This is a genomic window from Wolbachia endosymbiont (group A) of Chalcis sispes, from assembly GCF_964026765.1.
In the GTDB taxonomy this organism is placed as follows: domain Bacteria; phylum Pseudomonadota; class Alphaproteobacteria; order Rickettsiales; family Anaplasmataceae; genus Wolbachia; species Wolbachia pipientis.
Genome location: NZ_OZ034697.1, coordinates 985,251 through 1,010,018, shown reverse-complemented (window position 1 = coordinate 1,010,018; position 24,768 = coordinate 985,251). Strand labels below are relative to the sequence as shown.

The window sequence follows — 24,768 nt, the reverse complement described above, 5'->3', positions numbered from 1 at the left end:
ATTGCCTATACTTCAAGCTGATAATGTAGAAAAAATTAAGTTTGATTCTAGTTTGTGCAAAGAGCCAGAGAAACTTTTTTACTATAAATTTAATATAATTCCTTGGCAAAAATTAAATAATACTACTTTTTTTATGGTTGAAGACACAAGCCGAGATATCAACCGTTGGGTCGAAGCTCATTACGGTATTGACTATGTATTAATAAAAGTGGATAGCGAACAGATTTTAAATCTTCTTAACTCGCACTTTGGTATTTCAGAATTTGCAAGCAACTACTTATATTACAAGAATCCTAATTTTTCAGCTAAAAGCATTAAACTAAGCTCAATATTTTTTGCTTCTTTCTTTATTGTAACTTCAATTTTAACACTAACAGAGAAATATACATATTTTGCTTTGATGTTGATATTTATAATCGGATGTTCTAGTTATTTATTCAAGTTTATAGCTACAGTTTTTAGCTTATGTGAAACCTCCAACCAAAAAGTGGATTATAGTAAGCTGAATGAAGAAGATTTTCCTATATATACTATTTTATTGCCTGCTTTTAAAGAAAGTGCAGTGATAGAGCAATTGATCGAAAGCATTGAAAGTTTGGATTATCCAAAATCAAAATTAGATGTGAAGCTTCAGGTAGAAAGTGATGACCAAGAAACGCTAGCAGCTATAGAAAAGTACACTTTACCGCAGTATTTTGAAGTAATAAAAGTGCCTCATTCTTTGCCTAGAACAAAAGCCAAGTCATGCAATTATGCTATGAGCTTTGCTAGAGGAAAGTATGCAGTAATATATGATGCGGACGATAAACCAGACCCATTGCAGTTAAAAAAAGCACTGATTGAATTTAATAAGGACGACGATAAGCTTGCCTGTGTACAGGCGAAATTAAATTACTACAATTGTGATTATAATTTTCTCACAAAATTCTTTTCTCTGGAGTATATGAACTGGTTTCAATACTTATTGCCTGGATTCCAAAAAATGAACATGCCGATGCCTTTGGGTGGTAGCAGTAATCATTTTTCAGTAAAAATTCTAAAAAAAGTGTTTTTCTGGGATGCTTACAGTGTTACCGAAGATGCTGACCTCGGTTTGAGACTTGCGCAAATGGGATATAAAACCAGGATGATTGACTCAGAAACATTGGAAGAGTCACCAATTGCTGTATTTGCTTGGATTAAGCAAAGAGCGCGCTGGATCAAAGGCTATATGCAAACTTATATTGTTCATTTAAAAAATATAAAGTCACTTTATAAACACACTGGATTTAAGGGAATTTTGCTATTGAATCTTTTTGTTGGTTCTGCAGCTTTTATATTTTTTACTACTCCATTTTTACTACTTTCATTGATATTAACTAAAGTTTTAAATGGATTATTTTTGTACTACTTTGTAGTGGTATACGTTACTAACCTGATTCTTTTGGTAATAGCTGTCAAACAGCAAAAGATGCCTTTTTATTTTTATATAGTATCGATATTTTTTCCGGTCTATAGTCTGCTACATAGTGTTGCAGCTTTTCTTGCCTTGTGGGAGTTTATTCTTTACCCTGAGCGATGGAACAAAACTAAACATGGTTTATGGAAGCAAAACCTGTAGCCATTTGGCTTTTTCTCTGCTCGGTCATGGTAATTCTTATGGTAGGAATTGGTGGATTTACCAGACTTACAAGAGCGGGATTGTCAATCACGGAGTGGAAACCCATCACTGGAACATTACCACCACTGAATGAGCAAGACTGGCTACAAGAAAAATTAAAATACGAAGCTACACCTGAGTATAAAGCATTCAACTATGGTATGAGTATGGAGGAGTTTCGCGCTATATACTTAATAGAGTATGTGCATAGATTAATTGCAAGACTAACAGGTTTAGTTTTTGTCCTGCCATTTATATATTTTACATTAAGAAGAAAAATATCTAAAAAGGTAATAATAAGGCTATTGATAGTCTTGTTATTTGGAGCGCTGCAAGCTTTTGCTGGTTGGTATATGGTAAAAAGCGGCTTGGTAGCCAAGCCTCATGTTAGCCACTATAGGCTCGCACTTCACTTATTATTAGCATTAGTTATCTTTGCATTATTGTCATATCAATTTTTTGATTATCAGATAAGGCCACAACAAACAAAACTTAAGGTTAGTGGTAACACTATATACTACGCAAGGATGATTTTGGTCCTAATTGTAATACAAATAATTTTCGGTGCATTTGTTGCAGGATTAAATGCTGGTTTGATTTACAATACCTTTCCACTAATGGACGGACAAATCGTTCCAGAAGATTTATTTTTCTTACAGCCTATATGGCTGAATATCTTTGAGAACAGAGCGACAGTGCAATTTATACATCGAGCACTGGCATTGCTAATACTAACTTTGGTAGTAATACTCACAGTAAAAAATGCTAGCATAAAACCGGTATATATTATGCTGCTCTCCGTCGTCATTCAGATCATTTTAGGTGTAATTACTCTATTATTGCACATACCGATAGCCATTGCCATAGCTCATCAAGTGTTTTCATTTATCTTGTTTGGGTCAAGTTTATACTTCTTGTGTTATTTAAGGAAGCAGACTACATCACCAATCTGCACATTTTTTCCTTCTTGAACGGGAATATTTTTTATCACCATTGCTGCTTCAGCACATATGATATTTTCCATTTTCATTGCCTCCACCACAAATAAAGGTTGTCCTATTTCCACCTGATCTCCTACATTTACGTGCAATTTAACTAATAAACCAGATATTGGGGATTTTACAGCATCTGCTGAAATCCCTTCTGTTTCATTATTTAGCATTAACTTACTTAATTCAGCTACATGAGGTTTTAATATACAACACTCAGCTTTCATACCTGCATGTCTTATGAAGTACTTGCTGCCTTGTCTTTCTATTTTAAGTGCTATATTGGTATCGTCATTAATTGTGATATATAGCAATCTATAACTTGATTTCCACTTGCCTATAACGGAGTATTTATTGTGATTATATACTGTTATTAATATATTATCTTGGTATTTTGCATTTACGGAGTACTCATTGTCATTTATATTCACTATGAATAAATCTCTTGCACGGTCACCTGCCATCCGAGTAGCTGATACTGGTGCCCCTTCTTTTTTACTAGATTCCAGTGTCACGCACTGGAATGACACCTGAGATGTTTCATTCACTGCTTTATGATGGTACCTTTCTTCATTTTCCAAATGAACATATAACGCAGTGAAAATAAATATTTTAATATACTCCTCTGCAACAAAATCGCCGTGAAACCCACTAGGGTAATGATCTGGAATGAATCTCGTATGGAGCTTTGCTGCGATAAAATTTGGGTGATGGAAGATGGATTCTAGAAATTCTATATTATTTGTTACTCCTTCTATATAGCATTCAGACAATGCTTTTTGCATTCTGCTAATCGCTTCTACTCTATCTTTTCCATATGTTATAACTTTTGCAATCATTGAGTCATAGAACGTGCTAATTTCTGAACCTGCAGCAACTCCATCATCTATTCTTACATAATCATTTTCACCCGGTTTATCGTAATATTTTATTCTTCCGCTGGAAGGGAAAAATTTCTTCGATGGGTCTTCAGCGCAAATTCTACTTTCTATTGCAGAACCAGTAAGTTTAATATCATCCTGATTGAATCTCAATTTCTCTCCACAGGAAGTTCTAATCATTTCTTCTACTATGTCTATTCCAGTTATAAATTCTGTTACTGGATGCTCAACTTGCAATCTCGTATTTACCTCAAGAAAATAGAAGTTTTGGTCTTTATCTACAACAAACTCAACAGTGCCTGCTGAAAAATAGCCAACTTGCTTTGCCAGAGAAACACATTGAACATACATTTTTTGTCTTACTTCTTCACTAATGAATGGACTTGGCGTTTCTTCTATTATTTTCTGATTATTCCTTTGTATCGAGCATTCTCTTTCTCCAAGACAAACTATATTGCCATATTTATCTGCTATGATTTGTATTTCAATATGTCTTGGCAACTCTATATATTTCTCTATAAAGATACTGCCATCCTTAAAACTTTTCTCTGCTTCATTTGTGGCTGATGTAAATGCTAGTTCAATTTCTTTTTTGGAGTTTACAATTCGCATTCCTTTGCCACCACCGCCTGATGCAGCTTTAAGCATAACCGGAAAGCCAATTTCTTCAGCAACTTGAGCTGCGTGGGCAGCGTTGCTAATCTTACCCATATATCCTGGCACTACATTCACTCCAGCTTTTTTTGCCGCTTCTTTTGCTGTTATTTTGTTGGCTGTAACTTCTATTGTTTCTGCACTGGGGCCGATGAAGTCTATATTATGTTTTTGAAGAGCACGTGGAAAATCTGGATTTTCTGCTAAAAAACCATAGCCAGGATGAACTGCCTCAGCACCTGTTTCAACTGCTACTTCACATATTTTTTCAATGTTTAAATAACTGAGGCAAGATGGCGAAGGGCCGATATATCTTGACTCATCTGCTTGTCTTACATGCACAGAATTTACATCTGCATCCGAATATATGCATACACAAGATATACCCATCTTATGGGCAGTTCTGATAATCCTGCAGGCAATCTCTCCTCTGTTTGCTATTAAAATCTTACTGTACTTCTTTTCTATCATCGTATGAGTATACTTTCTGAAGTTAAGAAAGTAAATTTCTATATCATTGCCTGCAAGTAATTTCTAGCTTCATCAAACACCCAAACTTTCTCCTGCAAGTTGTACATTAGCATTTTCCACTAAAGTGCTTTCGTTATGCAAGGCATGTATCTCGCTACATGCTTTAACTGACAGGTATGTGACTCCGCCAGAAGCTATTGCAACCATCGAGCTTAGTGCAAAAGATTGAGAAACTAAAAATAAAAAGTATAAAGACAAACATAAAGCAGCGATACATGCTATCGCTCCTATTATATATAAGCACAGGTGAAACTTCTGGTTACATATAAAGCTGTCTTTTATGCCTGCGATTTGCTTAATTTCTTTCTGTTGTGCAGCATTTAAGTAATAAAGAGGAGTTTCCCTCTTCTTATTAAAAGCATAGCCTTTACTGCAGAGCGCATCTTTAATATATTTTTTATTACATTTGAGTTCCTCTTTCAATCTGCTTACTTCTTTCCGATCTCCAGCTTCTTCTGCTTTCGTAATTTTGTTATCAGCTTCCGTCTCTAAGTCATTCACAATCTCTTGTACTGCAGGCAGCAAAATTCCACTTCTTGCTGCTTCATGAAATGGATTATCTCCATATTCATTATGCGCAGTTACAGAAGCAATGTTCTTCTTACAAATGTCTACAAATTTACCTTTGTTTTGTATTCTTGCAGCTAAATGCAGGAGATTATCTGCCTGTACTCTTTGTTTTGTTTTATCAAAAGGGCCGGTGTAACGCCAATTGATATTAGCTTCATTATCTGAAAGCAATTTTGCTATATCTACAAGTCCATCCATAACTCACCTCGCTATATTCAACCAATACTAAATTATACAACACAATTTATGAAAAACAAGTAAATTTTATCTCTCAGAACAAATAAATTCTAAATTGTTACAAACATAAATTTTAGCTATCATCATTTACATTACTGTAACAGACAAATATGCCAGGTATAGTCACGAGATTTGCTCCATCACCAACAGGATTTTTGCACATTGGAGGAGCTCGTACTGCGTTATTTAATTGGCTCTATGCAAAGCATCATGGTGGCAGGTTTTTGCTAAGAATTGAGGACACCGACAGAAAACGTTCAACGAAAGAAGCAATTGATGCAATTATAGAAGGGCTAAGATGGCTCGGTGTGAGCTATGATGGGGAAATAGTATATCAGTCAAAAAGAATAGAGCGGCATAAAGAAGTAGCAAACCTTTTAGTTGAGAAGGGTAGGGCGTATCACTGTTATTGCCCTGAGGATGAAGTTGCAGAAAAGAAAATAAAAGCAAGAGAAGAGGGCAAGATATATAAGCATAAGTGTACTACAAAACCTCCTTCTTGTCATCCAAGTAGCCGACACTGGAAAAATATGTGGTCACGCGCTGGAATGACATCGGGTGTGAGGTCAGTTGTCCGCTTTAAAGTGCCAGATTCGCAAGAGATCGTTGTTGATGATAAAATATACGGCCAAATTAAAGTAAATAGCAACCAGCTTGATGATATAGTGATCTTACGCTCTGATAACACTCCAACATATATTTTTGCCGTGGTAGTTGACGATCATGATGCTGGAATAACTGATATAATACGTGGCTCTGACCATCTTACTAATACCTTTAAGCAATTGCTAATATACCAGGCTCTTGATTTTGATGTTCCACGTTTTGCGCATGTGCCGCTTATCCACGGGGAAGATGGGAATAAGCTATCCAAAAGACACGGTGCAACAAGTGTTTGTGACTACGAAAAGATGGGGATATTGCCAGAGGCAATGCGTAATTACTTACTCAGACTTGGTTGGAGCCATGGTAATGATGAGATTGTTAGCGATGAGCAAGCAATAGGGTGGTTTAATTTAGAAAGTATTGGTCGTTCACCTGCACGGCTCGATTTCAAAAAACTGGAGCATTTGAATAACCACTATATTAGTAATATGAGCAATGAAGATATTCTGACTCTAATGCTTAGAGAAAATACTCTAACTGACAAAAAAAAGGGCTATTTACTGCAGGGACTGACAGAGCTAAAAAAAAGAGCAAACTACCTGACCGAATTATTGGATTTAGCAAAATTTTATATTCAAGATCCGCCACTTGATTTAAGTGAAGAGGCTGAGCAAATTGTCAAATCTAACCTCGATATAATTAAGTTACTCGCATCATTTCTGTCAAAGATCGGTGATGAAAATTGGAATAAGGGTTTTTTATCTTCTCAGATCAAGGAATGTGCAAAATTGCACGATATGAAAATAAGCGATGTATACCACTCATTACGCGCCCCTATAACTGGAGTAATGGATGCACCTGGAATCATTGATATCATGGTGATTCTTGGTAAAGATGAGTGTATAAGAAGGTTACAAGCAATTTAAATGAAATAAGAAAATTACTTGACATCCTTCGCCAGCCCCTTTATCATGACAGTGAAGCTATTGTATTTGCTTTCGCCAATCTGCAGATTAAAAGGTAAGGATTACTTAATGTATCGGCGTCTTATGTTTAATTTTTTGCAGTATATAGATACTGTATGTCTTTACAAAACTTCATCTACATCTAGATTTTTATCTAAATAAGCTGAACGCGCTTATAAAGCGTTACAAGACATCAAAAAATGCCAATACTCGACAGAGATAGTAAAAGACTAGCTAACTCGGGGATTCTTTGTCTTTTTTTCTGCTTAGTAAATTTCTTAAACATTTGCAGCGTAAGTTAGTTGCAATTAAAAGCAGCTGAATTTCGCTTGTCAAGCGTTTAAAACATAAAAAACGCCAATATTTTAAAGCGGATAATAACCACGGGGCTTCTTTTGCCTTTTTTTTCGTTTGGTAAATTTCTTAATGTTTATAGCTAAACGACAATCGTCATCCCGCTGCTTGTTAGCGGGATCTAGAGATACCGCGAATGAATCGCGGTATGACGGTTCGTGGCGGTATGACGGTTCGCGGCGGCATGACAATAAGCTCGTCATCCCGCTACGTGTTAGTGGCTGAGATACTGCGGCGGTATGACGTAGGATTGCTGTCATCCCGCTACTTGTTAGCGCCGCGGCGGCATGACGTCTTAACTATAGAAAACTTGTATAGATTTTTTCTACTTCTGTGATATCATAAGCCTGTAATGATAAAATAAGTAAATATGGATAAGTCAGCGTATGAGATCATAGAACATGAGTATGACGTGGTAGTAGTAGGTGCAGGTGGAGCAGGGCTCAGAGCAACGCTTGGGATGGCTGCAACTAATTTTTCAGTTGCCTGCATTTCTAAAATTTTCCCTACACGAAGTCATACAGTTGCAGCACAAGGCGGAATTAGTGCAGCTTTAGGTAATATCGGTGAAGACGATTGGCGCTGGCATGCATATGACACAATAAAAGGTTCAGACTGGCTTGGTGATCAAGATGCAATAGAATATATGTGTAAAAACGCTGCTAAAGCTGTTATTGAACTTGAAAATTTTGGCGTACCTTTTTCTCGTACAGAAGATGGCAAAATATACCAGCGTTCCTTTGGTGGAATGACAACTCACTTTGGTAAAGGAAAATCAGCGCAGCGCACTTGTGCGGCAGCAGATAAGACTGGGCACGCAATCCTTCACACTCTATATCAGCAGTGTCTTAAATTCAACGCTGAATTTTTTGTTGAATACTTTGTGATTGATTTAATTATGGATAGCGAAACATGCTGCGGAGTTCTTGCTTGGTCGCTATGCGACGGCACATTACATAGATTTCGTGCGCATAGAGTGGTGTTAGCAACAGGTGGATATGGACGTGTTTATTTCTCTGCAACAAGTGCGCATACCTGCACAGGTGATGGTAATGGCATGGTAGTAAGGGCTGGATTACCACTTGAAGATATGGAATTTGTACAATTTCATCCAACAGGAATATATGGCTCAGGGTGCTTGATGACAGAAGGATGCCGTGGTGAAGGGGGGTACCTCGTTAATTCTCAGGGCGAGAAGTTTATGGAACGTTACGCACCAAAAGCAAGAGATTTAGCTTCCCGTGATGTGGTAAGTCGCGCAATAACAATTGAAATTAGAGAGGGAAGGGGGGTTGGACCAAAAAAAGATCATATGTATTTAACTATAGCGCATCTTGATCCGGAAGTAATAAAACTCAGATTGCCGGGCATCAGCGAAACCGCAAGAACTTTTGCTGGAGTTGATGTCACTAAAGATCCAATACCGGTCATTCCGACTGTTCACTATAACATGGGTGGCATTCCAACCAATTATTATGGAGAAGTGATCACGCTGAAGCAAGGTAAGGAAGAAGTGGTAGATGGACTATTTGCAATTGGAGAAGCTGCATGTGTTTCTGTGCACGGTGCAAATCGACTTGGTTCTAACTCGCTTCTTGATCTTGTGGTTTTTGGTAGAGCTGCAGCGCTCAGAGCAAGAGAGAAACTAAAATCCGGTACACCACATAAAAAATTGCATTCAGACTGCACAGACTGGATAGTAGATAGATTTAATAAAATGCGATTTGCCTCCGGTGGGCTAAAAGTAGCAAAAATACGCAGCGAAATGCAGAACACTATGCAAAAGTACGCATCAGTGTTCCGTGTTGCTGAAGTTTTAGAAGAAGGCAAAAAAGCTATAAAAAAGGTAGCAAAAATGATGCCTGATATTTCACTTGAGGATCGCAGTATGATGTGGAATAGTGATTTAGTTGAAGCACTGGAGCTTGCTAACATGATCCCACAAGCGGTTATTACCATGGAATGCGCAGCTAATCGCGAGGAAAGCAGAGGTGCCCATGCTCGTGAAGACTTTCCTGAACGTGATGACAAAAACTGGATGAAGCACACTATAGCGTGGCTTGAAGAAAAGAAAGGGCAAATTAACGTAAAAATTGATTATAAAAAAGTGGCTGAAAAAACTCTGAGCGGTGAGATTGATTTCATAGCGCCAGAGAAGAGGGTTTACTAGTTACACTATCCCTACACAATTTTTCAACGAGTTTATTGATATGGCACTCATTTTAGTGTCTGGAGGACTCTCAGTATGCTCTGATTGATTTGGTGACTCTTGTACTGCTTGATTTTTAGTCTCATTCCTTAAATTCTGTTGATCATTATTAACAAGGTTCTTCGAAGCTTGATTCTGCTCTGTTGTTGAATTAGAGCGGTTTTTGTCGTTAAATGTGTCCTGTGCTTTGTTGGTTGATTTTTCAAAAAGTTTCTTAATACCACTAAATCCTAAAGTTAAAGTAAGGCATATAACTCCAGCAGTAGCTATGATAGGAATGGCTGCTCCAATTGCCATTTGACCCTGAAAGAAAGCAAATGTTACCATTGCAATAACAGTAATCGTTATCGTGATTGCTAACAATTCGCGGGTCCTTTTTGCTGGATCTATGAATCCTGCTACAGCAGATACTCCTTTTCTTATACCAGAACCTGCTTCTTTAATGCCAGACTTGCATTTTTTCGAAGCAGTTCCACAGTGGTATTTTTCTTCAAGCTTCTCTTTTAGTTCTTTAGCTTTCTCCTGTGCTTTCTGTGGAGTCCCTGAATAATCTTTTAGATCTCGTAAAGTTAAATAGTACTTTTTAGTATGGAATTCTGGATCTTTTAACCACAAAGAACCAGAATCACCGTTTTGTAATAATGCTGCACAAAACTTTGTTGTATTATCATAATTAGTTGCTAAATCAAAAATTGTTTCTTGCGATAGGTGTTCGATACTTCCTTTTTTTGCTTTTTTCTTTAATGCCAATTCTAGGGGTATGTTCCCTTCTCCATTCTTAGCATTTATAGCTTTACCTAATTTATCTTTAGATATTGTTCCATTTTTTACTAAACCTAAAATCAATTCCAAACATGTAACTTTTTGTTCTCCTTTGAATGAAGCAATATAGTGCAGAGCATTTTTTCCATCTTTATCTTGCACAGTAATATCTGCACCGTTTTTTAGCAATAGTTCTAGGGTTTCATACCTTTTAGTTTTTTCAAATTTCTTAAGTGATCGGTTCTCACTCTTCTCTTGTATGCGCTGGAGTATCTGATGGAGCGGTGTTTGCCCTTCCTTGTTAGTAGTATTTACAGCATCATCTTTATTTGAAATCAACTCTAAACATGTAACTTTTTGTTCTCCTTTTAGTAAAGCAATATAGTGCAGAGCATTTTTTTCATCTTTATCTTGCACAGTAATATCTGCACCGTTTTGTAAAAATAACTCTAAGGCTTTATATCTATTTGTTTTTTCAAATTTTCTATCTGTACATGATCGATCCTCATTCTTTTCTTTTATATACTGAAGCAACTGATGAAGAGGTGTTTGCTCTTTCCCGTTAACAGCATTTATAGCCTTACTAAATTCATCCTTACCTAAAGTCAACTTCAAACATGCAACTTTTTGTTCTCCTTTGAATGAAGCAATATAGTGCAGAGCATTTTTTTCATCTTTATCTTGCACAGTAATATCTGCACCGTTTTGTAGAAATAACTCTAAGGTTTTATACCTGCCAGTATCCTTAAATTCTTTTTTTACTACATTTTTTATTTTATTTTTCAATGAAGGCTCTTTACTCTTTTCTTGTATGCGCTGGAGTACCTGATGGAGCGGTGTTTGCCCTTCCTTGTTAGTAGTATTTACAGCATCATCTTTATTTGAAATCAACTCTAAACATGTAACTTTTTGTTCTCCTTTTAGCAATATATTGAGAAGTTCAAGTTTTTGTTTTGTTTCAGGTTTAACAATCAAGTGTAAAGCATTGTTACCATCTGTGTCTTTAAGGCTAATATCCGCCCCTTTTTGCAATAGTTCTTTAAAAAGTTCTTTATCATTATTTTTAATTGCTAAATGTAATTGATAATTATCATTACTATCTGGAGTATTTATGGTACGTGGTATAATTTCTTTAATTTTTGCTTCTGTATTGATTTTTATTTCTGGCTTTAATTTAGAGTTCTTTCCTTGCTCTGCTAATTTTTCTAAGAAATTACGATAGTATGTCTTTTGCTCTTCTTTTAAGTCTTGTAATTTTTTTGTAGATAATCCTAAATTATCAGAGCTGGCCCCATGCTCTAACAATTTTGTAAGAAACTTAAGTGTGTTATCGTTACTTCGAATTGTATTAGACTCATGTTTTTCTTTTGTCACCTTGTTAATTAGTGCTACCTGAAAAGGGGTTTTTCCGTCCTGATTTTCACTATTAATGAGTTGTGCTAGATCTTCCTTGGTGACCGTTTTTATTAGGGTACCTAGAAACTTGCATTTCTGTTTCTTTTCCAACGACGCAATGAGGTGTAAAATATTTTTCCCTTCTTCAGCTTTTATGCTGCTAATATCCGTACAATCTTTTAGATATTTTCTAAATTTCCTGTTATTTCCATTTTTGATCGCTTTTAGTAGTAGAGCATTGTTATTTGTTATTTCGTTGCTTATTTCTACTTCATGATCATCTTCAACATCACTGCTGTAGCCACTCTCTGTTTCGCTGTCCCTACGGTTGTGGGTAAAACAATATCTGCTATTATAAGTAATTTCTGAAATTGCTTGCTTTACTCGCTCTTTTGTTTCATTTGATATTTTTTTCGATCGTTCTATTGCTTTATCTAGCACTGGAAGGAAGCATTGGACATAATACCTATAATATTTTTCTTGTTCTCTAAGTGATTCTTCTAATTTAGTTAATACTTCAGGACTAGCATCTTTTTCAAATAACCTTTTACACTTCTTGAGGGTTCCATCTTGACCTCTTGGTTTTTCACGCTTGTGTTCTTCTTTTTTTACCTTTCTCTCTATAATGCCATATAATTGTTCGTCTTTTCTATCCTGCTCTTGCTTTTTATTTTTATCTATGCATTCACCTAATTTATCTGCATTAGTAGTTAGTGCAGTTATATCTATACCCATACTAAAACCTCAATATTAAAAGCTATTTAAGTTGTCAGCACTAAACTAACAACCAAGAAGTTTGACTTTTAAATTGAGCTAAACGTTGTATATGTATAGGTGGAAAGGCAGAAAACTAGTTTCTATTAGAAAATCTGTTATCATAGTCAAATCCTCACTTGAACAGTTGCTACTATTTTAACCATTTAATCTTAAAAAATAATAAATATAGCTAAACTGCGAAACGTGCTACTGGCTAAAATAGGATAAGAAACTATAGCTGCAAATATCCAAATTGATGTTTTTATCAGTCTTCCAGACTTGGTTTTTCTTTTAGTTTTTTAAGTCTTTCTTTATTTAGTATGGAGCTTATCTCTTCTACACTTTTATCAATATCATCATTGATTATTACATAATCATATTTATCACGTTTGCTTATCTCTTTTTGAGCTTCGGCTAATCTGCGCTCTATTTCGCTTGCATCATCACTATTACGCTTTTGCAAACGCAACCTAAGCTCTTCCATTGAAGGGGGAAGTATAAAAACACTTACAACTTTTTTTCTCATGAGCTTGAATAAGTGAAATGCTCCTTGCCAGTCTATGCTGAGTAAAACGCTTATTCCATTGCTTAAGTTTTGCTCTATAAAATTTCTTGGTATACCATAAAAATTCTCAAAAACTTTGGCGTATTCAAGCATTTGGCCAGCTTTGCATAACTCGTGAAATTTTTCTTCGGTAACGAAAAAATAGTCTTTTCCATTTATTTCGCCGGGGCGAGGCTTGCGCATAGTCATAGAAACAGACCTAACTAAATTAGTTGATCGCTCAAGTAATTTTGCTGATATAGTAGTTTTTCCAGCTCCAGAAGGGGAGGATAGAACCAATAATACGCCCTCACTTTTTACGGTCATTTTTCTTTGCATTTTTTAACATGGTGCTTTTTGGATCAGAGTTTAAAAAGCTAGAACCTTCTAAATTAGAATTTGATAAGTTGGTGCCAATGAGAGAAGAGTTATCAAAGACAGTATAGCGCAAATCGGTCTTTTCAAAATTTGCCTTATTCAAATTAACGTTTACAAACTTTGCTCTACTCAATGTTGAATTAGAAAAATCGGCATTTTCTAAATTCATATTCTTAAATTCAAAGTAAGAATAATTTACATTAAATTTTTCACCCTGTGATATTTTCTCTTGCAAATCTTTAATCGAAGTTATAGCATTTTCTGAACCTGCAAGTTTTTTCTGTCCTTTATTGTCAATCAAAATTGAATTATCAAATTTGCAACCTGTTAAGTGAGCATCAACAACTGAACTTTTATATATGCTTGAAGAGAGAAAAGACATATCACTAATTGTTGAATTACTCAAATTGCTAAGAAAAAAACTAGTTTTCCTAAAGGCATTAGCGTGAAGCAAAGAAGATCTGAAATCGCTTTCAATAAAATTTGAATTAGTTACTTTTAAATTGGACCAACTCGAATTATCAGCTAATAAATTAAAGAATGTTGAATTTTCTATTTCACTGGAATCAATATTATGGCGAGAAAGTGTACTGTTATAAACTTGAGAGTCTTGGATTTTTATCTTATACATTGAAGTTGTAGAAAGGTCTGAATCTTCTATCTTCGCAGAGGTGAATAGTGAATGGTCAAAAAATGAGCCATTCATGTTAGAATTTGCAACTTTAGTATTATGAAACTTTCCGTGACGAATGTCAGCATTAGAGACATTAACTTGATGCAGTTCACTAAAACTAAAATCAATATTGGATAAATCAGCATCATGAAGATTTGCTTCAGAAACATATACATGTTTTATCTTGGAACCATTTAGTATAGATTGAACAAAACTTGAATTATCGTCATTCACATAGGAAATTTGTGTGTTGCTTAAATCAGTTTCGTCGAAGTTACTGTTAATTATGATAGAAGAATTAAGGCAAGCATCGGAAAGATTGCTACCTGTAAAGTCTGATTCTTTTAACTCTGCACCATATATGTTAGCATTTTTTAATGAAGAAAATTGTATCTTTAATTTATATGCATCCACTCCAAAGAAACTTGCATTATCAAGGTTGTTTTTCTGCATAACAGTATCGTTTATTTCACTATCACTAAAATTTACGTGGCTAACATTCGAGTTTGATAAGTTGGAGAAATTCATTTTCACATTCGAGAAATTAGTATGCAAACCAATTACGTTGTGCATACTTACTTTTTTGAGATCGGAACTGATAAAATCAGCATAACTAACATTAGACTGATCAAATACGATATCTGTTAAGTTTGCAGAAACAAATTTTGTAAAACTCAAATTTGTACCTTTTATTTTAATGCCATGTAAATTAGCATTGGAGAAATTAGCACCACGTAAATCAACATCAATGAAAGACACGTCGGATAAATCGGTGTTAGAAAAATCAGCACCAATCAGACTTACTCCATCAAAAACAGATTTACTTAGGTACAGTTGGTTAAAATTAGCTCCATTTAAGTTAGAACCAAAACCTTTCTTAAAATCTTCTGGCACGCCCTCTTTGTGGCACTGCACCAAAAATTCAGCAAAGTCTTTTTTACTGTAAGATACGTATTTTACATCATGCAGAGCGTTTAAAAAATCACTAATCTGATTTTTTTCATCATTTGTTTCGTTTCCATAACATAAATGACCAACTAAAATTAATATCAAAAATCTAATCATCTTGCTTATCACACTGCGACTCATTGTTTTCTTTCGTTTTCACAGCCCAATCGTACATTGCTGAGCTTTCTTTATTGTCTATTTTTCTATCCTCCAAAAGGTGTGGCATCATTTCGGCAATCGCATTTATTATATTGATCTGCTTTTTTTCGATTGCTATATCAATTGGGGATTGAAAATTATTGTTAACTACTCTAAGATCAGCACCTTGTAATAAGAGAAAGCGCACTATGTCTACCTCACCTTGTTTAACTGAATAAATGAGAGGAGTATCACCCAATTTATTTCTAAACCTTAGTATCTCTTGAATTGTTAATCCAATTTTTTCTAGCTTACTTATTACTCCTCTTAAGCAAGTTAAGTTGTTCTTCTTAATGCAGTAAAAAAATTGCTTACTGTAATCATCAATAAACACAGTTGTAGGAAGATGCTCATTAAGGCTATCATATTGTCGTTTATATATTGACTTGCTTTGTATGTCTTTATGACCCCATTCTTTTATTGGTTCTCTGTTTAGCTTTGTCCATTTTTGTAAACTTTTCTTTTCACTTTGCTCTTCTTCATCTTTTTTAGTTATAGGTTTTACTCTATTGCGGTCCTTGGAATTACTGTTTGTTTCTTTCACTTTTTTTTCTTCAGACTGATTCTCTACTTTTTCTTTTTTTCCCTCTAATAATTGACTCGCATCACTTTTTGAAAGTTCATTATCTTTTATATCAATCTTCTGATCAGCTTGTAGATTTTTTTGCGGGTTAGCTGTATTCTCATTTAAATCAGCACTTAAAGGCAAAGGCTCTGGTTTCAAATCTTTATTCACTTCTTTATTGGCCACATTTGGTAAATTTTGAGCAAATTTGTCTGTGCTTCCTTCTAGCTGGTCATTTGGCAAATCTTTATCAATCCTTTCACCTGCACTTATAGTTTTTTCAACCACGAAAGCTTTGTTCTCGTTGTGTTGCAGTTTCTCTTTATCGGTAGTGCCTTCTAATCTTTTGCTCTCAGCCTCTTGTGTTTGTTTAGCATCGACGTTGCTTTTTAACTCATCTTTTTGATTTGTGCTATCTTGCTTCCTTACACCTACATTTTCGTTTTTATGAACTGATTCAATTTTCTTTTCTTCAAATTGCTCTACAGCAAATAGGCTCAGTGATCCGAATACAACAGCTAATAATATAAAATATAAAATATTTTTCATAAATATCCCAAGCATAAGCTTAATTAAAATGATACTATAATCAAATGATTAATCTACAGTAAAAAATGCCTTAGATAAAAAACCAATAGAAAGGATAAATTACTACACATTAAACCTAAAGTGCATTATATCACCATCTTGCACGATGTAATCTCTGCCTTCAAAGCGAATTTTTCCTGCGTCTTTACAAGCCGGTTCACTTCCATACTTTATGTAGTCTGCAAAGCTTATGGTTTCTGCTTTTATGAAGCCTTTCTCAAAATCAGTGTGGATTACACCTGCTGCTTTATCGGCTGTTGATCCTATTTTTACTGGCCATGCCCGTGCTTCTTTGGGGCCTACAGTAAAGAAAGTTATCATACTCAGCACTTCATACATAATACGCGCTACTCCATCAAGGCCTGATTCTTGTAAGCCAAATTCTGATAAAAAACTCTGTTTTTCCTCTTCACTATCAAGATTTGCAATATCTGCTTCGAGTTTTGCTGAAATGCAATAAAATTTGCTTTTATTTTCCTCCGCCATTTTTTCTACCTTTTTAGATAGTTCATTGCCAGTTATAACATTTGTATCTTCAACATTGCAGACGTACATAACGGGCTTTGTTGTCAGCAATTGAAGCAACTTCATCTCATCTCCATCGATATTCTCCAAACTTCTTGCAGGTTTACCTAATTTTAAAGTAGCTAATACCTCTTGCATTAATTCAAGTTGTCTCTTTAGCTCTTTATCACTTTGCTTTGCTTTCTTTTCCAATTGAGGAAGCCTTTTTTCTATGCTATCAATATCAGCTAGGATTAATTCCATTTCTACCACTTCAGCATCTGATATTGGATCTATTTTACTGTGTATATGGCTGATATCGTCATCCGTAAAGCACCTGAGCAGATGAACGATGGCATCAACTTCTCTGATATGGCTTAAAAATTTATTGCCGAGCCCTTCGCCTTTACTCGCACCCTTTACCAGACCTGCAATATCTACAACTTCTAATTGGTTGTAGATTACCTTCTCTGAGCCTGCAATTGCTGCGATTTGTTTCAAACGTTGATCTTTTATCGAAATCTTGCCTATATTTGGCTCGATTGTGCAAAAAGGATAATTTGCAGCTTCGGCTGCACTTGACTCTGTAAGCGCATTAAATAAGGTTGATTTTCCTATGTTTGGTAACCCAACTATACCGCAGTTAAAACTCATATTTGCTATGTAAAATTATAACTATTGCATAATTTAAAAATTTCTGCTATACTTAATTAGTCGCTTATTGACAATTTTGTTGGTATAGTAATATATAGCTTAAATTAAGGTAAAACTATGACTACAGCTAAGAAACGGAAACTACCAAGTGACTTTCATGATGTTGAGGTTGGAATAAAAAGGCCCAGGATCTCAGGGCAAGAAATAACTCTTTTAAATAGTAACCCTTACCCTGACAATTTCTATGTAGGACAAGCAATTGGTAATGGAAGCTGTTTTTTTGACTCGTTCAGGCAAAGTCTAGAACAACAGACAGGAGAGCAAGTTACTGCCGAAAAATTAAGAAATGATTGTAGGGAATTTGCACAAAAGAATCCACCAAAGTGGTTTACAGATGCAATTGCCAATGGTTATGATAACAATGGCCAGCACCGTAGTGAAACTGTAGATGATTATACAGCAGACATTATGCGTAACGGTAGGTGGGGTAGCTCTTATGTTGAAGCTAGGATACTTTGTGAAAAGTATGGTGTAAAATTACATGTTATAGAGAGTAACCCATTGCATGCTATTGACACCCAACAAGATCGGTTTTTGCATGAATTAATAGACAATTCAGGTTCAAAAAGTGCAGGTGAATACAATAAAGTTGATTATAATGATAGTAGTATTGTGCATATAATAAACAAAGGCTATTCTCATTTCGAACCATTGCTTGATATAAACAAAAGTTTAGCAAAACAACTGCAAGAGGAAACCAAACTTAAACAAGAGCAAGAACAAGAAGATTTCCTATTAGCAAAAAAGCTTCAGTTAGACGAGATCTTAGAGTATTGTAACCTTTCAAAGGATATCTCTGAGAGAGCAGAGGTTGAAAAGGGATTTGATAAGTTATTGGCAGAAAATGCTGATGGAAAAATTGGTGATGTTGTAGGGCAGTGCGTTAGTGATATAAAGCAGCGCATAGAGCAGCAAAACCCTTCAAGTTTACTAAGATGTGGTACGGAATCGATGGCAGAACCATTTCATCAACAACGAGCACCACAACTTGTAAAATCTTAATAGCCCTGTATATTTTTATATAGGGCTTTTGCAAGCATTTCATATAATATGAACTTGCAGTACGTACTAACCTAAATGCAAGTTGACCATGAGACTAGTTTAATTATTGATGCCATAGAGGAATTTGGTGGTGAGGCTAGGCTTGTCGGCGGGTGTGTGAGAGACTCAATTTTGCAGCGTGATGTCCACGACATCGATTTAGCTACTAATTTGCTTCCCAATCAAACGATTAAAGCGCTAAAACTCCGTAATATTAAAACTATTCCAACTGGCTTAAAACATGGAACTATCACTGCGGTTCTAAATCAAAGATCTTTTGAGATCACAACACTAAGGCATGATGTGAAATGTGATGGTAGGCATGCAAAAGTAGAATTTACCAATAATTGGCAAGCGGATGCTTCAAGGCGCGACTTTACATTTAATGCTCTGTATGCAGATAAGCATGGCCATATATATGACTACTTTGGTGGTATAGAGGACTTAAAAGCGCGAAGGTTAAACTTTATAGGCAACGCTGAAGATAGAATTAAAGAAGACTATCTACGTATTTTAAGAGCATTTCGTTTTCATGCAAAAATATGTGTCGGAGATTTGAGTGATGAAATACTAAACGTATGCAAAAAGCATTCGCATATGATTCAAAACCTCTCTGGAGAGAGAATAAGAGATGAAATACTTAAATTGCTGGAGTGCAATGATCCTTTTCCAACACTTAAGAGCATGCAAGAATCTGATGTTTTGCAAAAGATTATCCCAAAAGAAGTAAAATGCGAAATTCTGTCTTCGCCACTTCTTTTGGGCACTGATGCACTAGTAAAATTAGCGTTACTCCTTAGGACTACTAAAAAAAATGACAGGCTAAGTCTTGGAGAATATGTAAGCAAATTTTTACGTCTTTCGAACAAGCAAAAGAAAAAGCTGCTATTTTTACTATCCAACGATATCAAAACAGAACTCTCAGAAAAAGAGCAAAAAAAATACATATCTTTATTTGGTAGAGAATTATATTGTGATTTAGTGAAAATTTGTGGTGTTGAGTCTGGAGAAAATGTTGATGAATACATTTCATTTGCTAACACATTCAATATTCCAAAATTTCCTTTATCTGGCGATGATTTAATAAGTATAGGTCACCAGCCAGGAAAAAGTTTAGGTAGAAACTTGGAATTGCTAAAACAACATTGGGAAGATAGCTCCTACACTTTAACAAAAGAGGAGCTGGTGCTTTATGCTAAGAGCCTATTCTAACTGCTTTCTGACTGTTTAATGAATGTATGCTTGCAATATTAGGGGAACTCATAGAGGAATTAGGTATATGTTCTTTTTTAGCTTTTTCTGTTAATTGATATTCGTTTACTCCTCCTTGAGTTTGATTACACATTCCCTGATCTGGAGATAAAAATTTATCTCTTATGCTTAATGCCAGTTGTAACTCTTGAATCTTATTTGAAAAACATTTCATTTTAGCCTCTGTTAATTTTCCTGTAACAATTTCTTTAAGCAATTCTCCTGAGTCGTTATTATTATTATTCTTGCTATTAAAGCTGTGCAAGATAGAGTCTACAATCTTATTTACCCCTTCTTGTTTGTTAAATTCTAATTTTTTTACGCATTTTCTAACAGAAGGTGACAACTTGGCTTTTAACGTGTCATCTCGTAGTTCTTTACCCATATTTTTTCCAATGTTACAATGTTCGTTGACAACTTCTTTAACCTTAGCTTCTATGATCTCCCTTGCGGATTGTTTCAAATTACTTTCTAATAATTCAAGCAGCTTACTGCTTTCAAATTTGCCATCATCTTGATTTGATAGAGACTTTATAGTTTCATTAAGCACGTTATGGCAAAAGTATTTCTTTTCAAATTCAGAAAAACTTTTTTTCAACTCTTTATTTTTATCAGATAAAAATTTATCGCAATTCTCATTCCCACGAAGCTTAGATAAACCCTTTGGAATTTTTGACTTCATAGAACCAGTAGTTGATTTTGCAGTAGATACTGTACTCACTGTATCTGGCGCTTTAGTTTTTGTTTGCCCTTGTGTATCTTTCTCTGTTAACTTCCCATTTTGTTGTTCATCTTTAGCTGGTGAACTTTCAATTTGTTGATTTTTTAATGTCAGATTTTCATCAAGTGTTTTTGTACGCTCTCCAATAGAAAATATTGCAACATTTCTTGCTCTTTCTAATTTTGCATTCAGATGTTCAACTTGCTCTTGTAACTCTTCTTTTTTTTTCTTCGATTTTTCTTTCCTGACTTCTTCCACCCTTTCAAAAAGCTCGTTTATTTTTTTGGTAAATTCTGCTCTGAGTTCAGTTAATTCTCTTCCCTGGCACCCTATCATCTCAGATTTTGCCTTCAACTTTACTAAAAACTCTTTCTCTTGTTTATCTGTAACTTCTACCAATTCTCTATAATTCTTTTTAAGTCTTATAATTATAGATTGCAATTCTCTATTTTCCTTTTTTAACGAGCTATTTTTTGATTGTAAGTCCGCTTTAAGCCTTATGATTATAGATCGCAATTCTTCAATTTTCACTTCCAATAAGCCATTTTTTGATTGTAAGTCTTCAACCTGCTGTGCTTGATCACTATTTTTATCCGTTGTTTCGACGTATTCGGTCTGCATTGCTATATCGTGAAATGTTACTTTATTAGTTTGAACCTCTCCATCCTTACTTATTACTCCACTTTGGCTCTCTCTTACTGCTACTTCAGGTTTTAAGTCAACTTGAACACTTCCATCTATTGTCTTAAAAGCATCAGTTTGAACTTCATTGTTTGCAGTAGTTTTATCGTAGTACAAAATATTTTCTGCCCATCTGTTCCATCTCTTGGGCAATATTCGTCCAATCGTTTTTAGAAACAACCAAGCAAATACAGTAGACCAACTGTATTTTTTTTCCTTTCGTTTAACATTAATTTCATAATTAGCCGTATTATTAATATTTGGCATAAAATTACCTTGTTTTTTAACTTTAATTTACAGAAAATTTTAACAGTGATAAAGTTATATATATTAGTATAATAAATACTAACGCAGGTGTTAAATTATGGTAAAGTCTTTGCCTGCGTAATACACTTTAAGCAGAAATACACATGTCTGTAAGTACAGCATTTGCTTTTCCTATCGCTCTTGCTAACACTTCCTGTTCATTGTTCTGATTTTTCACATTGATTACCTGAGCAGCTAAGTTTGCAGGAAAAGTGACCAAACTGACTTCCCATAATTCCACTTGTTTTAACACTCTAGCTCCGCTTTTATGATCAACATCATACTCTATAGGTATATAGCCGATGGAAAGTCCGTTAATTGCTCCAGCTTTGAGCATCAAATACACTTCTTCTGCTTTCTGAATACCCAAAAGTAAATGTGCAATTATATATAGACCAACATCATTTTCGTAAATATCTATGATACTACCTATAGGTTCGTCAGGATTATGCTGCCAAAGGAGTTTTATTTTATTTCTGTTTAAATTTTCCTTAAATGCTCCAGGCAATATCAGATCATTTTGTTTATCAACTATATTAAAAACGCTAGCATAACCAGAAAATACACCGTTTTCTCCTATGCTTTTTATTGACAATGGTGAATAGAGAAATTTCTTATTCATAAAGCCTCCTTGTAGATTATGGTATTGGGAATTTTGTTTCGCAATGCACTGCGATATAATTCTATTATATGCAGCGCTCTAAAAGGGGGAAGTATTTTTTTTAGTTACAAAATAATAAAGAGACTATGAAAGCAATAAAGATCCCAGCGTCACGCGCTGGAATGAAAGTAGGGGGAAGGGTAGCTGGCTGTATGTTATGCTACTAAATGTAATCTATTATTTCTCATGACTGGCTCGATGGTAACATTTTCCAGTCTTGTAGAAGGACGATCAGCATTTCGGCCTAACTCTTCTAATCTAGCATTTCTCATGACTGGTTCGATGGTAACATTTTCCAGTCTTGTAGAAGGACGATCAGCATTTCGGCCTAACTCTTCTAATCTAGCATTTCTCATGACTGGTTCGATGGTAACATTTTCCAGTCTTGTAGAAGGACTACCTGAGATTGTTGCGAGCAGCTTTTGTTGCAATTCTTTTATACTCATAATTAGCTCCTATTAAAGTTTAAATGTTGCTATTACATGATGTTATAGTTTTAATCAAGATAATTCTCTATAATTAAATTTTTTGAATGAAGAAATGACGATTCGTGTAGGAATTAATGGCCTGGGTAGAATAGGCAGAGGCGTATTGCGTGCTATTTTCGAAATAGAAGAATATAGCAAACAAATAGAAGTTGTAGCTGTCAATGGATCGCTCGGTGCTGAGCAGCATGCACATTTGATTAAATATGATTCTGTTCATGGCAAATTCAGTGGTGATATTGATTTTAATGAGTCTCAAAATTGGATTTCTATAAATGGCAAAAAGTTTTCTTTATATAGAGAACGGAGCCCTGAAAATATTCCTTGGAATGTTGATGTAATACTTGAATGTACTGGTGCATTCAACAAACGTGAAGAAACAATAAGGCACAATGCAGAGAAAGTAATTGTCTCTGCTCCAGTTCCGGATGCTGATGTCACTATAGTTTATGGTGTGAATAACGATATGCTCGAAAAAGAGCATAAAGTGATATCAGCAGGTTCTTGCACTACAAATTGCCTTGCTCCGATTGTGAAAGTCCTACATTCTGGTTTAGGCATAAAAAGCGGTTTTATGACTACTATACATGCCTACACGAATGATCAAAATATTCTTGATGGTAATCATAAAGATTTGCGTAGAGCAAGGGCTTGCGGATTATCTATGGTGCCAACTACAACCGGGGCAGCAAAAACAATTGGTTCTGTCATCCCTGAATTAAAAGGAAAGCTAGATGGCACTGCCGTCAGAGTTCCGGTTAGCAATGTTTCTATGGTTGATTTTAAATTTACGACTGATAAGAAAGTGACCGTTAAAGAAATCAATGAAATGTTTAAGGATGCAGCTCTCTCCTCTACGTCATTCCAGCGCGTGACGCTGGAATCTAATTTCTGGATCCCGGTGTCAGCTACTCGGATGACATCAGAGGGTACTAAGATGACATCAGAGGGTACTAGGATGACAGAGGGTTATCCAATGTCAAATGTACTTTCTATATGCGCGGAACCTTTAGTCTCAATAGATTTTGTGCATAACCCTTATAGTGCAATTGTGGATTTAACTGGTACATATGTTACAGGTGATATATGCAGGGTTGCAGCGTGGTATGACAATGAGTGGGCTTTTTCGCTGAGAATGTTAGATATAGCATTATTGAGCCATAGTAAAGTATGAATGGAAACCCAAACAAGTATGCTTCATTTTATGAGCACTTTGCGGAACTCAGAAAAAGAGTTATCTTTTGCTTTCTATTTTTTTGCGTTGCTTTTGGTTTTTGTTATTACTTTAAGGAAAATATATACCGTTTTTTACTTGCACCTTTAATAGAAGCAACAAAAGGTAGTGAAGGTTTTTCTTTAATTTACACAGACTTAACAGAGGCATTTTTTGTGTATCTTAGAGTTGCAATAATGAGTGCACTTTTGCTCTCCTTTCCTGTGTTTGCATGGCAATTCTATATGTTCTTAGCACCTGGGTTATATAAAAGTGAAAGGGCAGTGTTGTTGCCATACTTAATTGCAACACCGGTTTTATTTGTAATGGGAGCTACTGTAGTCTATTACTATATATTTCCTTTAGCCTGGAAGTTTTTTATCACTTTTGAACATAGTGGTAAATCCTTCGGTATACCAATAGAGTTTATGCCATCAGTTAGCGAATATTTAGACCTTGTTCTCCAATTTATGTTTGCATTTGGCACTGCATTTCAAATTCCAGTCATACTCACATTAATGGTGAGAGTAGGGTTACTAACTACACAAAGTTTGTCAAATAAACGCAGAATCGCGATAGTGGTAATTTTTATTATCGCTGCAATCTTAACTCCACCTGATGTATTAAGCCAAGTAGGGCTTGCAATACCAATGCTGATTCTATATGAATTGTCCATTCTGATATGTAGGTATATTGAAAAAAAGAAGACAAAGATTTAAACAAAGGAATCCCTCTTATCTCCTTTATAT

Annotated in this window: 18 protein-coding genes; 8 read left to right on the top strand and 10 right to left on the bottom strand. The window is 35.2% G+C overall.

The features are described from left to right. Nucleotide 1: 1 nt before the first annotated feature. Nucleotides 2-1,600 (top strand): glycosyltransferase family 2 protein, encoded by a 1,599-nt coding sequence (locus AAGD72_RS05120; protein ID WP_341815139.1) that lies wholly within the window; start codon nucleotides 2-4, stop codon nucleotides 1,598-1,600. Beyond that, nucleotides 1,582-2,610: a COX15/CtaA family protein gene (locus AAGD72_RS05115; protein ID WP_253303034.1), complete on the top strand. Its 1,029-nt coding sequence runs from the start codon at nucleotides 1,582-1,584 to the stop codon at nucleotides 2,608-2,610. Before AAGD72_RS05120 ends, AAGD72_RS05115 begins: the two co-directional genes overlap by 19 nt. Here the strand turns inward: AAGD72_RS05115 and AAGD72_RS05110 are convergent. Both AAGD72_RS05110 and AAGD72_RS05105 read right to left on the bottom strand, forming a co-directional pair. Then, the gene (locus AAGD72_RS05110) at nucleotides 2,559-4,634 is read right to left on the bottom strand and encodes an acetyl-CoA carboxylase biotin carboxylase subunit (RefSeq protein ID WP_341814720.1); all 2,076 of its coding nucleotides are present in this window, start codon (nucleotides 4,632-4,634) and stop codon (nucleotides 2,559-2,561) included. The two genes, AAGD72_RS05115 and AAGD72_RS05110, sit on opposite strands and share 52 nt — an antisense overlap. Nucleotides 4,635-4,706: 72 nt before the next feature. Next, nucleotides 4,707-5,462 (bottom strand): ankyrin repeat domain-containing protein, encoded by a 756-nt coding sequence (locus tag AAGD72_RS05105; protein WP_341814719.1) that lies wholly within the window; start codon nucleotides 5,460-5,462, stop codon nucleotides 4,707-4,709. Between the two features lie 149 nt (nucleotides 5,463-5,611). On the opposite strand from AAGD72_RS05105, the gene gltX reads away from it, so the two are divergent. Together gltX and sdhA are read left to right on the top strand one after the other, a co-directional pair. Then, a complete protein-coding gene (gene gltX, locus AAGD72_RS05100) occupies nucleotides 5,612-7,033 on the top strand; it encodes a glutamate--tRNA ligase (RefSeq protein WP_341814718.1) in 1,422 nt (473 codons plus the stop codon). A 763-nt stretch (nucleotides 7,034-7,796) separates the two neighbouring features. Then, nucleotides 7,797-9,596: a succinate dehydrogenase flavoprotein subunit gene (gene sdhA, locus AAGD72_RS05095; protein ID WP_151807886.1), complete on the top strand. Its 1,800-nt coding sequence runs from the start codon at nucleotides 7,797-7,799 to the stop codon at nucleotides 9,594-9,596. Here the strand turns inward: sdhA and AAGD72_RS05090 are convergent, their stop codons facing one another. The 5 genes from AAGD72_RS05090 to ychF all read right to left on the bottom strand — a co-directional run bounded on the left by AAGD72_RS05090 (nucleotide 9,597) and on the right by ychF (nucleotide 17,600). Continuing rightward, complete coding sequence (locus AAGD72_RS05090) at nucleotides 9,597-12,527, bottom strand: ankyrin repeat domain-containing protein (RefSeq protein ID WP_341814717.1); 2,931 nt, start codon at nucleotides 12,525-12,527, stop codon at nucleotides 9,597-9,599. It abuts the gene before it with no gap. Nucleotides 12,528-12,813: 286 nt separating this feature from the next. Continuing rightward, nucleotides 12,814-13,419, bottom strand: coding sequence for a guanylate kinase (gmk, locus tag AAGD72_RS05085; protein ID WP_341815138.1), 606 nt, complete (start codon nucleotides 13,417-13,419; stop codon nucleotides 12,814-12,816). Then, nucleotides 13,403-15,208, bottom strand: coding sequence for a pentapeptide repeat-containing protein (locus AAGD72_RS05080; protein ID WP_341815137.1), 1,806 nt, complete (start codon nucleotides 15,206-15,208; stop codon nucleotides 13,403-13,405). Before AAGD72_RS05080 ends, gmk begins: the two co-directional genes overlap by 17 nt. Continuing rightward, nucleotides 15,201-16,403 carry an ankyrin repeat domain-containing protein gene (locus AAGD72_RS05075; protein WP_341814716.1) on the bottom strand — a complete coding sequence of 401 codons (1,203 nt, stop codon included), beginning with the start codon at nucleotides 16,401-16,403 and terminating at the stop codon, nucleotides 15,201-15,203. The genes AAGD72_RS05080 and AAGD72_RS05075 overlap by 8 nt, the downstream gene beginning before the upstream one ends. A gap of 102 nt (nucleotides 16,404-16,505) precedes the next feature. Continuing rightward, entirely contained in the window at nucleotides 16,506-17,600 is a 1,095-nt protein-coding gene (ychF, locus tag AAGD72_RS05070; RefSeq protein WP_341814715.1) for a redox-regulated ATPase YchF, read from the bottom strand. Nucleotides 17,601-17,717: 117 nt separating this feature from the next. Here ychF and AAGD72_RS05065 point away from each other — a divergent pair, with 117 nt between their 5' ends. Then, on the top strand, nucleotides 17,718-18,662 hold the full coding sequence (locus AAGD72_RS05065; RefSeq protein ID WP_341814714.1) for a hypothetical protein: 945 nt from the start codon (nucleotides 17,718-17,720) through the stop codon (nucleotides 18,660-18,662). 75 nt (nucleotides 18,663-18,737) lie between these two features. Next, on the top strand, nucleotides 18,738-19,913 hold the full coding sequence (locus AAGD72_RS05060; protein ID WP_213862916.1) for a CCA tRNA nucleotidyltransferase: 1,176 nt from the start codon (nucleotides 18,738-18,740) through the stop codon (nucleotides 19,911-19,913). On the opposite strand, the gene AAGD72_RS05055 is transcribed toward AAGD72_RS05060, so the two are convergent. The 3 genes from AAGD72_RS05055 to AAGD72_RS05045 all read right to left on the bottom strand — a co-directional run bounded on the left by AAGD72_RS05055 (nucleotide 19,897) and on the right by AAGD72_RS05045 (nucleotide 22,752). Next, nucleotides 19,897-21,621 carry a hypothetical protein gene (locus AAGD72_RS05055; protein ID WP_341814713.1) on the bottom strand — a complete coding sequence of 575 codons (1,725 nt, stop codon included), beginning with the start codon at nucleotides 21,619-21,621 and terminating at the stop codon, nucleotides 19,897-19,899. The two genes, AAGD72_RS05060 and AAGD72_RS05055, sit on opposite strands and share 17 nt — an antisense overlap. 127 nt (nucleotides 21,622-21,748) lie before the next feature. After that, nucleotides 21,749-22,282, bottom strand: coding sequence for an HK97 family phage prohead protease (locus AAGD72_RS05050; protein ID WP_182320246.1), 534 nt, complete (start codon nucleotides 22,280-22,282; stop codon nucleotides 21,749-21,751). A 194-nt stretch (nucleotides 22,283-22,476) separates the two neighbouring features. Further along, nucleotides 22,477-22,752, bottom strand: a complete 276-nt coding sequence (locus AAGD72_RS05045; RefSeq protein WP_341814711.1) for a hypothetical protein — start codon at nucleotides 22,750-22,752, stop codon at nucleotides 22,477-22,479. Nucleotides 22,753-22,861: 109 nt separating this feature from the next. On the opposite strand from AAGD72_RS05045, the gene AAGD72_RS05040 reads away from it, so the two are divergent. After that, nucleotides 22,862-23,980, top strand: a complete 1,119-nt coding sequence (locus AAGD72_RS05040; protein WP_341815136.1) for a type I glyceraldehyde-3-phosphate dehydrogenase — start codon at nucleotides 22,862-22,864, stop codon at nucleotides 23,978-23,980. Beyond that, entirely contained in the window at nucleotides 23,977-24,738 is a 762-nt protein-coding gene (gene tatC, locus AAGD72_RS05035) for a twin-arginine translocase subunit TatC (protein ID WP_341814710.1), read from the top strand. Before AAGD72_RS05040 ends, tatC begins: the two co-directional genes overlap by 4 nt. Nucleotides 24,739-24,768 lie beyond the last annotated feature (30 nt).

Coding starts and splice junctions, on each gene's coding strand:
- AAGD72_RS05075 (WP_341814716.1), bottom strand. CDS start 16,403: ATGAAAAATATTTTATATTTTATATTATTAGCTGTTGTATTCGGATCA.
- gmk (WP_341815138.1), bottom strand. CDS start 13,419: ATGACCGTAAAAAGTGAGGGCGTATTATTGGTTCTATCCTCCCCTTCT.
- sdhA (WP_151807886.1), top strand. CDS start 7,797: ATGGATAAGTCAGCGTATGAGATCATAGAACATGAGTATGACGTGGTA.
- AAGD72_RS05040 (WP_341815136.1), top strand. CDS start 22,862: ATGACGATTCGTGTAGGAATTAATGGCCTGGGTAGAATAGGCAGAGGC.
- ychF (WP_341814715.1), bottom strand. CDS start 17,600: ATGAGTTTTAACTGCGGTATAGTTGGGTTACCAAACATAGGAAAATCA.
- AAGD72_RS05110 (WP_341814720.1), bottom strand. CDS start 4,634: ATGATAGAAAAGAAGTACAGTAAGATTTTAATAGCAAACAGAGGAGAG.
- AAGD72_RS05050 (WP_182320246.1), bottom strand. CDS start 22,282: ATGAATAAGAAATTTCTCTATTCACCATTGTCAATAAAAAGCATAGGA.
- AAGD72_RS05115 (WP_253303034.1), top strand. CDS start 1,582: ATGGAAGCAAAACCTGTAGCCATTTGGCTTTTTCTCTGCTCGGTCATG.
- tatC (WP_341814710.1), top strand. CDS start 23,977: ATGAATGGAAACCCAAACAAGTATGCTTCATTTTATGAGCACTTTGCG.
- AAGD72_RS05060 (WP_213862916.1), top strand. CDS start 18,738: ATGCAAGTTGACCATGAGACTAGTTTAATTATTGATGCCATAGAGGAA.
- AAGD72_RS05065 (WP_341814714.1), top strand. CDS start 17,718: ATGACTACAGCTAAGAAACGGAAACTACCAAGTGACTTTCATGATGTT.
- AAGD72_RS05105 (WP_341814719.1), bottom strand. CDS start 5,462: ATGGATGGACTTGTAGATATAGCAAAATTGCTTTCAGATAATGAAGCT.
- gltX (WP_341814718.1), top strand. CDS start 5,612: ATGCCAGGTATAGTCACGAGATTTGCTCCATCACCAACAGGATTTTTG.
- AAGD72_RS05080 (WP_341815137.1), bottom strand. CDS start 15,208: ATGATTAGATTTTTGATATTAATTTTAGTTGGTCATTTATGTTATGGA.
- AAGD72_RS05090 (WP_341814717.1), bottom strand. CDS start 12,527: ATGGGTATAGATATAACTGCACTAACTACTAATGCAGATAAATTAGGT.
- AAGD72_RS05055 (WP_341814713.1), bottom strand. CDS start 21,621: ATGCCAAATATTAATAATACGGCTAATTATGAAATTAATGTTAAACGA.